The organism is Microlunatus kandeliicorticis, assembly GCF_014137855.1.
GTDB lineage: Bacteria > Actinomycetota > Actinomycetes > Propionibacteriales > Propionibacteriaceae > Microlunatus > Microlunatus kandeliicorticis.
The window spans coordinates 550,155-564,214 of the sequence record NZ_JACGWT010000002.1 but is presented as its reverse complement, the minus strand read 5'-3'; the positions used below and the strand labels follow the sequence as shown (position 1 = coordinate 564,214).

Annotated in this window: 16 protein-coding genes and 3 tRNA genes; 8 read left to right on the top strand and 11 right to left on the bottom strand. The window is 72.2% G+C overall.

Features of this window, described 5'->3' with window-relative positions:
- Window positions 1–4: 4 nt before the first annotated feature.
- On the bottom strand, window positions 5–292 hold the full coding sequence (locus FHX74_RS07370; protein ID WP_182559427.1) for a DUF1905 domain-containing protein: 288 nt from the start codon (window positions 290–292) through the stop codon (window positions 5–7).
- Between the two features lie 180 nt (window positions 293–472).
- On the opposite strand from FHX74_RS07370, the gene FHX74_RS07365 reads away from it, so the two are divergent.
- A complete protein-coding gene (locus FHX74_RS07365; protein ID WP_182559426.1) occupies window positions 473–895 on the top strand; it encodes a hypothetical protein in 423 nt (140 codons plus the stop codon).
- Window positions 896–1,024: 129 nt separating this feature from the next.
- Here the strand turns inward: FHX74_RS07365 and FHX74_RS07360 are convergent, their stop codons facing one another.
- Window positions 1,025–1,591 (bottom strand): TetR/AcrR family transcriptional regulator, encoded by a 567-nt coding sequence (locus FHX74_RS07360; RefSeq protein WP_182559425.1) that lies wholly within the window; start codon window positions 1,589–1,591, stop codon window positions 1,025–1,027.
- 83 nt (window positions 1,592–1,674) lie between these two features.
- On the opposite strand from FHX74_RS07360, the gene FHX74_RS07355 reads away from it, so the two are divergent.
- The 3 genes from FHX74_RS07355 to FHX74_RS20190 all read left to right on the top strand — a co-directional run bounded on the left by FHX74_RS07355 (window position 1,675) and on the right by FHX74_RS20190 (window position 4,037).
- Window positions 1,675–2,571: an SDR family oxidoreductase gene (locus tag FHX74_RS07355; RefSeq protein WP_182559424.1), complete on the top strand. Its 897-nt coding sequence runs from the start codon at window positions 1,675–1,677 to the stop codon at window positions 2,569–2,571.
- Window positions 2,572–2,712: 141 nt separating this feature from the next.
- The gene (locus FHX74_RS20195; protein ID WP_235970345.1) at window positions 2,713–3,231 is read left to right on the top strand and encodes a hypothetical protein; all 519 of its coding nucleotides are present in this window, start codon (window positions 2,713–2,715) and stop codon (window positions 3,229–3,231) included.
- 77 nt (window positions 3,232–3,308) lie between these two features.
- Window positions 3,309–4,037, top strand: coding sequence for a YqjF family protein (locus FHX74_RS20190; protein WP_328823688.1), 729 nt, complete (start codon window positions 3,309–3,311; stop codon window positions 4,035–4,037).
- A 282-nt stretch (window positions 4,038–4,319) separates the two neighbouring features.
- Here the strand turns inward: FHX74_RS20190 and FHX74_RS07345 are convergent, their stop codons facing one another.
- A complete protein-coding gene (locus tag FHX74_RS07345; RefSeq protein ID WP_182559422.1) occupies window positions 4,320–5,459 on the bottom strand; it encodes a mandelate racemase/muconate lactonizing enzyme family protein in 1,140 nt (379 codons plus the stop codon).
- Between the two features lie 98 nt (window positions 5,460–5,557).
- Between FHX74_RS07345 and FHX74_RS07340 the strand changes: the two genes are divergently transcribed.
- The gene (locus FHX74_RS07340; protein WP_182559421.1) at window positions 5,558–5,875 is read left to right on the top strand and encodes a hypothetical protein; all 318 of its coding nucleotides are present in this window, start codon (window positions 5,558–5,560) and stop codon (window positions 5,873–5,875) included.
- 122 nt (window positions 5,876–5,997) lie between these two features.
- On the opposite strand, the gene FHX74_RS07335 is transcribed toward FHX74_RS07340, so the two are convergent.
- Together FHX74_RS07335 and FHX74_RS07330 are read right to left on the bottom strand one after the other, a co-directional pair.
- A tRNA-Arg gene (locus tag FHX74_RS07335) sits at window positions 5,998–6,070 on the bottom strand.
- Window positions 6,071–6,162: 92 nt separating this feature from the next.
- Window positions 6,163–6,678 (bottom strand): MarR family winged helix-turn-helix transcriptional regulator, encoded by a 516-nt coding sequence (locus FHX74_RS07330; RefSeq protein ID WP_182559420.1) that lies wholly within the window; start codon window positions 6,676–6,678, stop codon window positions 6,163–6,165.
- A 133-nt stretch (window positions 6,679–6,811) separates the two neighbouring features.
- Between FHX74_RS07330 and FHX74_RS07325 the strand changes: the two genes are divergently transcribed.
- Both FHX74_RS07325 and FHX74_RS07320 read left to right on the top strand, forming a co-directional pair.
- Window positions 6,812–7,774 (top strand): NADP-dependent oxidoreductase, encoded by a 963-nt coding sequence (locus FHX74_RS07325; RefSeq protein ID WP_182559419.1) that lies wholly within the window; start codon window positions 6,812–6,814, stop codon window positions 7,772–7,774.
- Between the two features lie 174 nt (window positions 7,775–7,948).
- Complete coding sequence (locus FHX74_RS07320; protein ID WP_182559418.1) at window positions 7,949–9,118, top strand: arylsulfotransferase family protein; 1,170 nt, start codon at window positions 7,949–7,951, stop codon at window positions 9,116–9,118.
- Window positions 9,119–9,165: 47 nt separating this feature from the next.
- Here FHX74_RS07320 and FHX74_RS07315 read toward each other — a convergent pair.
- Window positions 9,166–9,259 (bottom strand) — tRNA-Ser (locus tag FHX74_RS07315).
- Window positions 9,260–9,505: 246 nt separating this feature from the next.
- On the opposite strand from FHX74_RS07315, the gene FHX74_RS20185 reads away from it, so the two are divergent.
- Window positions 9,506–11,182, top strand: coding sequence for an LCP family glycopolymer transferase (locus FHX74_RS20185; protein ID WP_182559417.1), 1,677 nt, complete (start codon window positions 9,506–9,508; stop codon window positions 11,180–11,182).
- A gap of 13 nt (window positions 11,183–11,195) precedes the next feature.
- Here the strand turns inward: FHX74_RS20185 and FHX74_RS07305 are convergent, their stop codons facing one another.
- From FHX74_RS07305 to FHX74_RS07285, 5 genes are all read right to left on the bottom strand, one after another.
- Window positions 11,196–11,645 (bottom strand): YcxB family protein, encoded by a 450-nt coding sequence (locus tag FHX74_RS07305; RefSeq protein ID WP_182559416.1) that lies wholly within the window; start codon window positions 11,643–11,645, stop codon window positions 11,196–11,198.
- 48 nt (window positions 11,646–11,693) lie between these two features.
- Window positions 11,694–11,776: transfer RNA gene (locus tag FHX74_RS07300), tRNA-Ser, on the bottom strand.
- A 13-nt stretch (window positions 11,777–11,789) separates the two neighbouring features.
- Entirely contained in the window at window positions 11,790–12,761 is a 972-nt protein-coding gene (locus FHX74_RS07295; RefSeq protein ID WP_182559415.1) for an NAD(P)H-quinone oxidoreductase, read from the bottom strand.
- A gap of 249 nt (window positions 12,762–13,010) precedes the next feature.
- Window positions 13,011–13,502, bottom strand: a complete 492-nt coding sequence (locus FHX74_RS07290; protein ID WP_182559414.1) for a metallophosphoesterase family protein — start codon at window positions 13,500–13,502, stop codon at window positions 13,011–13,013.
- A 7-nt stretch (window positions 13,503–13,509) separates the two neighbouring features.
- Window positions 13,510–14,049 (bottom strand): GNAT family N-acetyltransferase, encoded by a 540-nt coding sequence (locus FHX74_RS07285; RefSeq protein ID WP_182559413.1) that lies wholly within the window; start codon window positions 14,047–14,049, stop codon window positions 13,510–13,512.
- Between the last annotated feature and the right edge of the window lie 11 nt (window positions 14,050–14,060).

Sequence of the window (14,060 nt, the reverse complement as noted above, 5' to 3'; positions counted from 1 at the left end):
GACGTCAGACCGCGAAGGTGAGCTCGACGGTCACCGGCTCGCCCTCGGCGAGGTGCTCCCGACGCCGGACGTCGGCCTTGATCGGGACGATGTACCCGCCGTCCTTCGGCCAGAGCGCGGTCGCGAACGTGGTGCGTCCGACCCGGACCTCGGCCGGGATCATCCCCCAGCCGTAGCTGAGACGGCCCGACAGCTCGTGCAGCTGCTCGACCAGCAACGCGGGCACCGACACGAAGTACCAGGGCGCCAGACCGCGCCAGTACCAGAGCACGTCGGTGAACTCATGCCGCACGGCACCATGATGGCTGCCCGCCCTCTTCGATGCCGACCCCTGGCGGTTTACACTCGAAACTAGTTGCGTTCACGCTCGGCCCGGATCATCCCCCCGTCGGATCCCGTTGAGGAAGGAGGCAGCCCTCGTGAACGAGTTGCCCCCCAGCCCGGTTCACCCCCGCCTGCGCGAGTCTCGATCGTGAGCCAGCTCACCGCCGGTCGCGCCGCCAACGCGATGACCGCCGCGCTCGAGGAGCGCTGGGAGCAGGTGCGCGGCGACGACCCGGACACCCGGCTCCATCCGTCGCTGCTCCGGCTGGCCATCCTGATCAACTCGGTGCCCTACGACCAGCGGGTGCAGACCCTCGGCCACGTGCTGACGATCTTCGAGCGGCACCTCTTCGACGAGGGTCCGGTCGGCGAGGCGCTCAGCTCCTGGAACGGCGGCGACCCCGACGAGTTCCTCACCGAGCTCACCGATCTGGCCGCCGAGACCGCCGACGAGCTGCGCCGCACCCACCCCGAGCGTGCGCTGGCCTACGCCAACTACCTCCGGGCGCTCGGCGCCGACGACCTGATCACCCGGCACCTCGACGGTCAGCCCACCGACGACGCCCCCTGAGCCTGTCGAAGGGCACCCCGTGCCCTGAGCCTGCCGAAGGGCACCCCGTGCCCTGAGCCTGCCGAAGGGCCCTGAGTATGTCGAAGGGCACCCCGTGCCCTGAGCCTGTCGAAGGGCGGAGCGGAGCCCTCACCCCGCGGTGACCGCGCCCAGCTCGCCCATCACCTCGCGCTCGATCTCCGCCAGCGACCGGGTCTCGCCCTCGGTCGTCCAGGTCCGGAACGCCACCCCGAACACCGTCACCGCCGACTGGGCCGCGAGGGTCGCCTGCGGTTCGGTGATCCCCCGGGCCCGCAGCGCTTGGGCGACCGCCGCGCCGAGCCCGGCCATCTTGAGCAGCTCGCGCTCCTGCAGCGCGGGGTTGGTGGTCACCACCTCCATCCGCCGCCGCGCGTAGTCGCGGTGCTCGTCGGGGAAAAAGGCCGCCGATGCCTCGAGTGCGGCCGCCGCCAGCTCCATCGGCGTGCGACCGTCCGGTGCTCGGACGATGCCGTCGACGAAGAGCCCGACGAAGTCCTCCTGCCCGGCGAAGATCACCTCGCGCTTGTCGGCGAAGTGCCGGAAGAAGGTCCGCTCGGTCACCCCGCCGGCCGCGGCGATCTCGGCGGTCGTCGTCTGCTCGTAGCCCTGACGCACGAAGAGGTCGATCGCGGCCGCGCGCAGGCGGTCCCGCGTTCCCGGCTGCCATCGACCCATACCCTGATCCTAGGTGATGACAGCGACTGACTTCGCGGAGTACAGTCGAACGTCAGTAACTGTCATCACCAAAGGAGTAGATCATGCGGATCTTCGTCACCGGGGCGTCCGGCTGGATCGGCTCGGCCACCGTCGACGAGCTGCTCGCCGCCGGGCACCACGTCGTCGGGCTCGCCCGGTCCGACGCCTCGGCCGCGTCGCTGACCGCCAAGGGGGTCAAGGTCCGGCGGGGCGATCTCGACGACCTCGAGAGCATCCGGGCCGGGGCGACCGACGCCGACGCCGTGCTGCACCTGGCCAACAAGCACGACTTCGTCCACCCCGAGGTCTCCAACCGGGCCGAGCGCAACGCCGTCCGGACCATCGTGGACACGCTGGAGGGCTCGGACCGGCGCTTCCTGATGGCCTCCGGTGTCGCCGGACTGGCGCAGGGTCGCCCGGCCACCGAGGACGACCCGTCGCCCTTCGTCGGTCCGGACGCCCCGCGCGGCGGCAGCGAGAACCTGGCGCTCGACTCCGTCGACCGGGGCGTCCACGCCGTCGCCGTCCGGTTCGCCCCGACGACGCACGGGACCGGCGACCACGGGTTCGTTGCGGCGCTCACCGCGGCGGCCCGCCAGCACGGCCGGTTCGGCTGGGCCGGCGACGGCAGCAACCGGTGGGCCGCCGTTCACGTCACCGACGCGGCCAAGCTCATCGTCGCCGCTCTCGACCGCGCTCCCGCCGGGGCCCGGCTGCACGCGATCGCCGAGGAGGGCATCCCGGTCCGGGAGATCGCCGAGGCCATCGGCGCGGGCGTCGGCGTCCCGGTCGGTCCGCTCGGACCCGACGAGCTCGACGTCCTGGGCCCGATCGGCTTCTTCTTCGCGATGGACATGGCCGCGAGCTCGGCCCGGACCCGCGCGCTGCTCGACTGGACCCCGACCGGCCCGACCCTGCTCGAGGACCTCGCCGCCGGCGAGTACTTCGCGACGGCGTGAGCGCGGCCCCGACCTCGTCGGGAGCGAGCGGCCCGTCCCGCCTCGTGCGGACGAACCCGATGACCCTCGCGCTGTGCAAGGGTGCGGGTCATCATCGTTCCGGCGGTCGCGGTCGATCGCCGTTGGGGAAGGGATCTGCACATGATTCGACGCGTGGCCGGGCTGGGCGCCGCCATCACCCTGGTGTCGAGCGGGTTGGCGGTGGTGGGCGCCTCGCCGGCGCTCGCCATGTGTCCGCCGGACACGGGCTACACCGTGCACGGCACGTCGGTGGCCATGCCGTTCCGGGGCGTCCCGGTGTTCAAGGACGGCAAGGGCGGGACGATCACCGTGTCGCGGGCCTACTCGGGCAGCGTCTCGTTCTCGGTGACGGCCGGAGCCGAGACCGAGGTGGGGGCGATCCTCGCCAAGGCGAAGGTGTCGATCAGCGCGTCGCTGACCAAGACCAACTCGACCAGCACGACCCACACCTACTCCCACGACATCAGCAGGGGTCACTACGGTCACGCCCAGTACGTGTCCTGGGGCAAGCGCGTGAGCTGGAGCAAGTGGCAGCAGTACACCAGCAACGGTCGGTGCGCCGTGAAGACGCTGCGCAGCGGCGTGATCAAGTTCCCGAGCACGTCCGAGGGCTGGCGTTACTGGGAGACGACCAGCTGAGCGACGACGCCGGCGGCCGGAGCCACGGGCAGGCGGCTCCGGCCGGGCGGCGACCGACCGGGTGGAACACTGGCGGCGTGGAGCTCGAGGCCGTGACGCCGGTGACGACGCGGCCGGTCACCCGGCCGGTGCTCTCGCAGCGGTGGCTCGACCTCTGCTTCCTGCACTGGGCGGTCGATCCCGGGCGGGTGGCGCCCTTCCTGCCGCCCGGCACCGAACCGGACGTGCTCGACGGATCGAGCTACGTCGGGCTGATCGGCTTCCGGATGGTCGGGCTCGGTCTGGGGCGCGGTCCGGCCCTGCCCTGGGTCGGGACATTCCTGGAGACCAACGTCCGGCTGTACAGCCGCGACCGGCTCGGTCAGCGCGGGGTGGTGTTCCGCTCACTCGACGCGACCCGGCTGCTGTCGGTGTTGACCGCGCAGGTCGCGCTGTGGCTGCCGTACAAGTGGTCGCGGATGCGGTTCAGCCGGGTCGACACCGACATCACCTACACCTGCCGTCGGCGCTGGCCCGGACCGGCGGGCGCGACCAGCCGGATGACCATCCGGGTCGGACGCCCCCTCGAGCAGACGACCGAGCTCGACCACTTCCTGACCGCGCGCTGGGGCCTGCACACCCGGATCGGCCGACGGACGGTGCACCTGCCCAACGAGCACCCCACCTGGCCGCTGTGGAGCGCCGAGCTGCTCGACCTCGATGATCAACTGCTCGAGGCCGCCGGCTTCCCGGGCCTGACCGGGCCACCGGCCAGCGTCCGCTACTCCCCCGGCGTCCGGGTGACCTTCGGCCCACCGATCCCTTGATCACGGGCGCGCGCCGAGCCCGTCGAAGCGCGCACCCCGCACACTGAGCTTGTCGGGCGGGCAACCCCCACGCTGAGCCCGTCACACGGCAATATTCAAGCGCTGAGCCTGTCGAAGCGCGCACCCCGCACGCTGAGCCCGTCGGGCGCGGACCCCGCACGCTGAGCTTGTCGAAGCGCGCAACCCCGCACGCTGAGCCCGTCGAAGCGCGCACCGCGCACGCTGAGCCCGTCGAAGCGCGTAGACGAGTGCTGAGCTCGTCGAAGCGCGTCGGCGACGCGCTCAGTCCTCGTCCGGCGTCATCCGCAACCCGGCTCGCCGTGGCCGCACGTGCGGACCGGTCGTCGACGGAATCCCCAACACCACGGTGTCGGCCATGTCCCGCAGCGCCGCCTCGTCGACCGTGATCCCGGCTCCGGACTCGTCCCCGAGCACCAGACCGCCGTCGGCGATCTGCAGGTCGAAGTGGAGCCAGGCCGGCGGCTCGAGCTCCTGGACCTCGACGGTCAGCAGGTTGGGGATCGAGGCGGCCGCCGCAGCGATGGCCGGCGCGAAGCCGACCGGGCTGACCGGCAGGTCGTAGGCGTGCGCGAGGTGCGCGACCCGGAGGAAGTTCGTGGAGCCGAACGCGGCATTGGGCTGCACGACGTCGACGGCCTGGGCCGCGACCAGCGCGCGCGTCTGCTCGAGTCCGGTGAGGTTCTCCCCCGACGCGACGCCGGCCCGGACGCCACGGCGGACCGTGGCCAGACCGTCGGCGTCCCAGCGGCGGACCGGCTCCTCGATCCAGGTAAGGTCGAGCTCCGCCTCGAGCCGGCTCACGTACCGAATCGCCTGCGAGACGTGCCAGGACTCGTTGGCGTCGATCATCAGCGCGGGCGTCTCGGTGTTGGCGTGCAGGATCTCCTCGAGCAGTCGGAGCCGGCGAAGATCGCGCGAGAACTCACGGCCGCCCTTGGTCTTGCCCGCCCTGAACCCGCGCTCGGCGAACCGGGTCCAGAGCGCTCCGGCCTCCTCGTCGTCGAGCCCGTACTCGAGCCCGGAGGCGTAGCCGGGGACGAAGCGGTCTCGGGCGCCGAGCATCCGCCAGAGTGGTTCGTCCGCGGCCTTCGCCTTGAGGTCCCACAGCGCCTGGTCGACGGCGCCGATGGTCGCGAAGGTCGCGCCGGCGTGCCCGAGCTTGAACACCGCCGCCAGCATCCGGTCGTAGAGAGCGGACGTCGACCGAGGGTCCTCACCCTCGACGGTGGGGAAAACAGCCTCGATCGCCCCGACCGACCCGACGCCGATCCCCTCGATGCCGGTGTCGGTCTCGATGATCACGACCTCGGTCCGCGACCAGCGGGTGACGCCGTTGACGTCCCCGATCAGCCGGCCGCGATCCCGCGGTGCGCTGACGGTCCGGTAGCCGGTGATCTTCACGGTGCCCTCGCTCGATCGGTCGTTCGGTTCGGCCAGTCTGGTGCACCGCAGGCATCGACGGCGCGCAGGGCGGACCTCCTGCGTCCTACTCTCGCTCGGTGCAGCCCTCCGTTCGCAGCTCGCCGACGCGCTCGTGCCTGCTTGTCGCCGCGGTGGTGACCGGCGTCCTCGCTCTGGGCTCGGCTGTCGCCAGCGCGATCACACACCGGATCTTCGACGAGCGCCTGCACCGGTACGCCACGACCGTCGGGCTCCCGTCGTCCTACCTGGAGACCGCCTCCTACTTCGACCTGGCGTCGGGCGCGACCAGGGTCCTGGCGATCTTCCTCGCGGTCGTGACGGTCGCTCTGCTGATCGCACTCCTGCTCGTCTGGCGCGCCGAGGTGCGGAAGCGCTACGGACGAACGCCCGGCTGACAGACCGAGGGCCACTCGTGCGGCGACTGCCCGTCGGTCCCGATGCCGCTGCGCGAGGCCCAGCCGGGCCGGAAAACAAGTTCAGCGCCACCCGAAGGTGACGCTGACGAGTTCTTGTCCGGCGCACCCGGAGGGATTCGAACCCCCAACCTTCTGATCCGTAGTCAGATGCTCTATCCGTTGAGCCACGGGTGCTGGTGGTTGCCCGGTGGAGCGGACAACGACAGTCGATCATAGCCAACGCGACGCCGGAGTGCGAACCGGAACCGTCCGCGGGCCAGGACGGCTCAGCCGGGCTGGTAGTCGGTCGGCGATGCCGTCTCGTCGAGCGAACGGCGGACGGCGGCGCTCAGCGCGACGAACCGCTCGCCGTCCGCGTCGCTGAGATAGCGCGTGGCGGCCGCCTCGAGGTCGAGCCAGGCGTCGAGCATCAGCTGCTGCAGCTCCCGCCCCCGATCGGTCAGGAAGACCAGGCTCACCCGGCGGTCATGGTCTGACGTCTGCCGGCGCACCAGGCCGGCCTGCTCCATCCGCGCCACCATCTTGGCCACCGTCACGTGGCTCACCTGCAGCGTCGCGGCCAGCTGCTTCTGTGGCCGCCCGTCCCCGCCGGCGAGCTCCATCAGCAGGATCTCCTGCCCCGGGTAGAGCCCGAACGCGGCCAGTCGGCTCGCCGCGAGCCCGCGGTGCACCCGGGCCATCGCGAAGATCGCATAGCTCACCGGGCAACGCGCGGCCAGCAGCTCCGCCTCCGGGCGGCCGGTCCCGGACGCCCCGGAGTCCGTTCCCTCCACCGTCGCCATGCCTGCATCATCCGCAATCGGGCACTCCGCAGGCCACGTCCACGCCGACGTTCGCCGAAGATTCGTTGCCGGCTACTCGAAGGAGCGCTAGATTCATGTTGCCGGCTACACGATAAGACCTCGAGGAGATCGCATGACCGAGACCACCACTCCCGCAGACGGCACCCGCGCGGTTCGCTTCGACCGCTACGGCGACCGCGACGTGCTCCGCGTCGAGTCCGTCGAACGCCCGGTCCCCGGCCCCGGTGAGGTGCTGGTCGCCATCCGCGCCGCCGGGATCAACCCCGGCGAGGCCGCGATCCGCCGTGGCTTCCTCGACGCCGTCGCCCCGTCCACCTTCCCGAGCGGGCAGGGCAGCGACCTGGCCGGCGTCGTCCTCGAGGTCGGCCCGGACGACCCCGAGCAGCCCGACGCCCCACGGTTCGCCGTCGGCGACGAGGTGCTCGGCTACAGCTGGACCCGATCGAGCCACGCCACCCACGCCGCCGTCCCCGCCACCCAGCTCGTCGCCAAGCCCGCCGGGCTCTCCTGGGAGGTCGCCGGCGGGCTCTACGTGGTCGGCGCCACGGCCTGGGCGGCGATCGAGGCCGTCGACCCGCAGCCCGGCGAGGTCGTCGCGGTCTCCGGAGCCGCCGGCGGCGTCGGCACCCTGGTCACCCAGCTGCTCGCCGCCCGCGGTGTCCGCGTGCTGGGCATCTCCTCGGCGGCCAACGCGGACTGGCTGACCGCGCACGGCGCGGAGTTCGTCGACTACCACGGCGACGTCGCCGCCCACCTCCGCGCGGCTGCCGACCGGATCGACGCGTTCATCGACCTGCACGGCGACCCCTACGTCCAGCTCGCCGTCGACCTCGGGATCAGCCCGGACCGGATCGACACGATCATCGACTTCGCCGGTGCCGAGCGGCTCGGCGCCCACGCCGAGGGCAGCGTCGCCGGTTCGCGCCCCGAGGTGCTGCGCGCCCTCGCCGGCCGGCTGGCCGCCGGCGAGCTCGAGCTGCCGATCGCCGCAACCTACCCGCTCGACCGGGTGGCCGACGCCTTCGCCGAGCTCGAGGAGGGTCACACGCACGGCAAGATCGTGCTGATCCCCTGACCGCCGTCTCCGGACCGCCCGCGGCCATCCACAGCGAGGCCACAGACACGGGACAGCGCCCGCCGAGCGGGCCGCGGCAGCGTGGTGGGCATGCGCCGAGGAACCGAGGGCTCACCCGCCGACCGACCCGCGAGGCCGGGTGAGGCCCGGGGGCGCCGCCTGAGCCGACGCCGGTTGCTGACCCTGGCCGGAGCCGGCGTCGCCGGCGTCGCGGCCGTCGGCGGAGTGACCGACTACGCAGCCGGCGGGGTGGTCCGGCGAGCCGCGTCGAAGATCGGCGGGACGAAGGCCAGCACCGCTCTGCCGCGCGCGTTCACCGTGAACACCATCAGCGCGTCGGCATCGGCGGGCGACCTGTTCCTCAGCAACATGGGCACCAGCGCCCCGGCCGCGCTGATCGCCGACCCGTCGGGCGAGACGGTCTGGTCGGCCACCGGGCAGAAGTCCTACGCCGACACCCGGCTGCAGAGCTACCACGGCAGCCCGGTGATCACCTGGTGGGAGTCCCCGACCACCGGACTGGCCGCCTACGGCTCCGGTCGCGACGTGGTCACCGGCACCGACCACCAGGTGATCACCACGATCGGCAGCCACGACGGCGTCAGCCCCGACGAGCACGAGTTCTTCCTCACCGACCACGGCACCGCCTACATCGTCAGCTACGTCGAGGTCGAGCGGGACCTGAGCGACTACGGCGGCGCGACGAAGCAGCCGGTGCTCAACGGCGTCTTCGAGGAGATCGACCTCGCCACCGGCGCGGTGCTGCACCACTGGGAGTCGCTCGACCACGCCGACCTCGCCGAGAGCCACGCCGGCGTCCCGACCGACCCGGCCGAGCCCTGGGACTACTTCCACATCAACTCCGCCAAGCCGACCCCCGACGGGGACGTGCTGATCTCGGCCCGGCACGTCTGGGCGGTCTACAAGGTCGGTCTGGACACCGGAGCGGTCCGCTGGCGGCTCGGCGGCAAGCGCAGCGACTTCCACGTCCCGACCGCGGCGACCTTCGCCTGGCAGCACGACGCCGAATTCGAGGACGCGACCACGGTCCGGCTGTTCGACAACGGCACCGACGGCACCGTCACGGTCAGCAAGGAGAGCCAGATCCTCTGGCTGAAGCTCGACGAACGACGCCGGCAGGCCACCCTGGTCCGTCGCTTCACCCACCCCGACCAGGTCAGCGCGCTGGCCATGGGCAACGCCCAGCGGCTCGACAACGGCAACGTCATGGTCGGCTGGGGCACCGCGAAGCGGATCAGCGAGTTCGACCCGTACGGCGAGCTGGTCTTCGACGCCACGCTGCCCGAGATGAGCTACCGCGCCTACCGCGCGACCTGGCGCTGACCGCGCCGGACGCGACCGACCGGGCCGGTGGGGCGGAGGAGTGTGGGTGGCGGAGGTGGCGGGATTTGAACCCGCGAGAGGGTTTGTGCCCTCAACCCGCTTAGCAGGCGGGCGCCATAGACCGGACTAGGCGACACCTCCCGACACCGCCCGGCAACCCTACAGACTCGGCTCGGGCATCGCCAAAAGCGTCCGGGCACTCCGGCGGACCGGCGTGACCTCACGGTGACCTCGACGGTTCCCGGCGTGGCACCCTTGCTCTCAGCATCTTCATGTGGTTCACCCGGAGGGCTCCTCCTACACTGATCGCGGCCTGTACTGGGGCGGGTCGCGACCGAGCCGTGCTCTCAGCACGCACCGACGAGCACCGAACGTGAGGAGGCAGGGGTGCCCGACGACCAGGACCACTGGCCCACCACCCCCGAGCCCGAACGCCCGGCCGAGACGTCGTCCCCCCGCGACCTGGGACCGGTCGACGAGGCCACCGAGGACACCCACATCGCCCGCCGCGCGGAGGCGACCGAGCGCCGTCCACGTCGGGCCGCCGGTGCGCACCGCGCCGGGGTGCACGCGGACAACTTCCAGCGGACCGTGCTGTTCACCATCCTCGGCGCGATCATCCCCGGCGTCGGCCTGATCGCCGCGCGCCGCCGAGTGGCCGGTGTCGCCGTGCTCGCCGTCTTCGTGCTGGCCGTCGGCGGCCTCGCCCTGTGGGGCCTCGGCAACACCGACGCCTTCCTCGGCTTCATGGCCAACGGCGCCAACCTCAAGCGACTGACCGTGGCCCTGATCGTGGTCGCGGTCGCCTGGGTCACCGTGATCGTGGTCAGCCACCTCGCGCTCCGCGGCCGTCGGCTCGCCCCCGCCCAGCGGGTCGGCGGGAGCATCCTGGTCGCGCTGCTCGCCTTCGTGGTCGCCGCCCCGATGGCGGTCGCGGCCAAGTACAGCTACACCTCCGCCGACGTCGTCAACTCGGTCTTCAAGAGCGACAAGGACAGCAACAGCGCGACGGTGCCGAAGCGGACCGTGCGCCCCAACAGCGGCGACCCGTGGGCGCAGACGCCGCGCGTCAACATCCTGCTGCTCGGCGGCGACTCGGGCCCGGACCGCACCGGCACCCGGACCGACTCGATCATGCTGGCCAGCATCGACACCCGGACCGGCGCGACCACGCTGATCGGCATCCCCCGGAACACCGCCCGGATGCCGTTCCCGAAGAACTCGCCGCTGCACAAGTACTTCCCGAACGGCTACACCGACGGCAACGGGGAGGACGCGCAGTACTTCGCCAACGCGATCTACGGGATGCTGCCCACCCAGGTCCCGAAGGACGTGCTCGGCAAGACCGACAACCTCGGCGCCGACGCCCTCAAGCTCTCGGTCGGCGCGGCCACCGGGCTCCCGGTCGACTACTACGTGATGCTCAACCTGGCCGGCTTCAAGGAGCTGGTGAACGCCCTCGGCGGGATCACGGTCAACATCAACACCCGGATCCCGATCGGCGGCGACCACGAGGACGGCCGGCTGCCCACCGGCTATCTGACGCCCGGTCCGAACCAGCACCTGATGGGTGAGAAGGCCCTCTGGTACGCCCGGAGCCGCTACGACAGCAGTGACTTCGACCGGATGGACCGGCAGCGCTGCGTGGTCAACGCGATCGTCGAGCAGGCCAACCCGGCCAACGTGCTGGCCCGCTACCAGCAGATCGCCGAGGCCGGCAAGGACCTGGTGCAGACCGACATCCCGCAGGAGGAGCTGTCGGCGCTGGTCGACCTGAGCATGCGGGTCAAGAAGGCCGACAGCGTCCGCAGCGTGACCTTTGTCAACGGCGAGGACGGCTTCATCAGCGCCAACCCGAACTTCGCCCTGATGCGCGCCCGGGTCAAGGCGGCGATCACCGAGAGCTCGGCCACCAAGACCTCGTCCGGCGGGTCGAGCAGCAGCGCCTCGAGTCCGAGCAGCTCGTCGGGCTCACCGAGCTCCACGTCCTCGAAGAAGCCGACCGCGAAGCAGACGGCCAGCGTCGACGTCTCCGACGCCTGCGCCTACCACCCCGGCAGCTGACGAGCCGCCGACCTCAGAGCGAGCGGTAGCCGCGGTCGGCGTCGAGCCGACGGGCCAGCACGCGGGTCAGTTCCTCGACCTCGGGGTCGTCGCTGCCGCGCGGGCAGATGATCTGCAGCGTGGTGCCGTCGTCGCGGTCGGTCCCGACGTAGATGTGGTGGTCCCGGGCTCGGACCTCGTTGACCTCGCGCCAGCTCGCCCGGGCCCGTCGGCCGTTGCTCCGGATCGAAAGCCCGTCGTCGTCGAGGTCCACGGTGGTGGTCAGCCGGCGCCGCCCGACCAGGGTCAGCACGGCGAGGGCCGCCCCGACCACCGCGAGCGCAGCGGCCAGCAGGACGATCAGCAGGCTGTCCACCTCGGCGCCGACGACCACCAGCACGGCGGCGGCCAGCACCACCACGGCGATGATCGCGACCGGGCGGACCGCCGGGGCGGGCCGGAGCACGAAGCGACGGGCGGCCATCGGGATCCCTCCTGGCGGTCGGGCCCCGCGTCCGCGTCCGGGCCGGGGCGGCGAGGGTGGGATTCGAACCCACGGAGCTTTCGCTCGGGCGCTTTCAAGGCGCCTGCACTAGTCCACTATGCGACCTCGCCTGGGCCGCCGATCCTACGGGACCAGGACGAGCTTGCCGAGGTTGTCGCCCGACTCCAGCCGGGTGTGCGCGGCAGCCGCCTCGGCCAGGCCGAAGCTGGTGGTGGGCGCCGGCTGGATCCGTCCGTCGGCGATCATCGGCCAGACCTCCTCGGCCACCGCCCGGACGATCGCGGTCTTCTCGGCGACCGGCCGTGACCGCAGGGCGGTGGCGCTGACCGAGGCCCGCTTGGGCAGCAGCGCGCCGAGGTCGAGCGTGCCGCGGCGCCCGCCCTGCAGCCCGATCACCACCAGCCGCCCCTCGATGGCCAGCAGGTCGACGTGGGCCTCGAGGTACTTGGCCCCCATGTTGTCGAGGATCACGTCGACCCCACGCCCGTCGCCGACGTCGCGGGCGGCGCCGGCCCAGTCGTCGCGGTAGGACACCGCAAGATCGGCGCCGACCCGGTAGCAGTAGTCGATCTTGTCCGGCGAGCCGGCGGTGGCGACCACCGTGGCGCCCTTGGCCTTGGCGTACTGGATCGCGAACGACCCGATGCCCCCGGCCCCGCCGTGGACCAGGAACACCTCGTCCTCGCGCAGCCGGGCCAGCTTGAGGTTGGAGGTGACGGTGGCGGCCACCTCGATCAGACCGGCCGCGGTGACCAGGTCGACGCCCTCAGGCGGCGCCACCACCTGACCGGCCGGGACGGTGACGTACTCGGCGTACCCACCGCCGGCCAGCAGCGCGACGCACTCCTGCCCGTTCTCCCAGGTGGTGACCCCGGCACCGACGTCGGCGATCACCCCGGACACCTCCATGCCGAGGATCTCCGACGCTCCGGGCGGCGGCGGGTAGTGCCCCTGCCGCTGCTGCAGGTCGGCCCGGTTGATGCCGGCCCCGGCGACCTTGATCAACACCTCGCCGTGACCGGGCGTCGGGGTGTCGACCTCGCCGAGCTCGAGCACCGAAGGGTCGCCGGGTTCGCGGATCTGGATCGCCTGCACACGTCCAGGCTGCCACGCGGGTCGAGCGGGTGGACGGGCGGCGGCGCTTCGACAGGCTCAGCGCGCGTGGGGGAACAGCGCTTCGACAGGCTCAGCGCGCGTGGGGGAACAGCGCTTCGACAGGCTCAGCGCGCGTGGGGGAACAGCGCTTCGACAGGCTCAGCGCGCGTGGGGGAAACAGCGCTTCGACAGGCTCAGCGCACGTGGGAACAGGCTCAGCGCACGTGGGGAACGAGCTCAGCGCAGCGATCAGGTGACGTCGACGAACGTGAGCCCGCGGACCCGGGCGTCGGCGAGGTCGAGCAGCGCGACGGTGCCGTGCGGCTGGCGGCGCCGGTCGGTGGGCGAGCCCGGGTTGACCACCCGCAGCCCGTCGGCGCTGTCGTCCCAGGGGATGTGCGAGTGACCGAACACCACCAAATCGGCGGTCGGGAACCGGCGGCGCATCCGGGCCACCCGGCCCTGCTTGGCGCCGCTGTCGTGGATCATCCCCACCCGGACGCCGGCGAGCTCGAGCTCGAGGGTCTCCGGCGCGCCCCAGGCCGCCACCTCGGGCCCGTCGTTGTTGCCGAGCACCGCCTGGACCGGAGCGATCGCGGCCAGCTCGTCGAGCACCGACGGGACGCAGACGTCACCGGCGTGCAGGATCAGCTCGACGCCGTCCACGGCGCGGGCGACCGCGTCGGGGCAGCGCCTCCACCGCCGCGGGGCGTGGGTGTCCGAGATCAGCCCGACCCTCACGGTCGCCTCACCGGGTGGCCACCACGTACAGCCGGCTCGGCCCCTCGCGCCACAGCCCGTCGACGACGCCGAGGTCCGTCATCCCCAGGCGCGCGGCGACCCGCCCGCTGGCCACGTTGTCGACGTGGGTCTGGGCCCAGACCTCCTCGATCCCGGCGGCCGCCGCGTGGGCCGTCACCAGGCGGGCCGCGTCGGTGGCGAAGCCGCGGCCGAACGCGTCCGGGTGCAGGTACCAGCCGAGCTCGCGCTCACCGGCGGTGTCCTCGGGCACCAGCATCAGCAGCACGGTGCCCACCGGACGCCCGGTGGCGACCTCCTCGATCGCCCAGACCCCGTCCGGGCCGGCGGCCGCACAGATCCCGGCCCAGGTGTCGATCCGGGCGGCCGCCTCGGCCACCGAGGCCATCGGCCGCCGGGACTGCTCACCCAGCCAGACCGTGACCTCCGGCCGGCTGAGGATCGCGAACAGCACGTCGGCCTCGTCCGAGCGCCAGGGGCGGATCCGGATCCGGTCGTCGGCGGCGACCGCGTCCGTGATCAGCCGCACGAGGGGCCGCC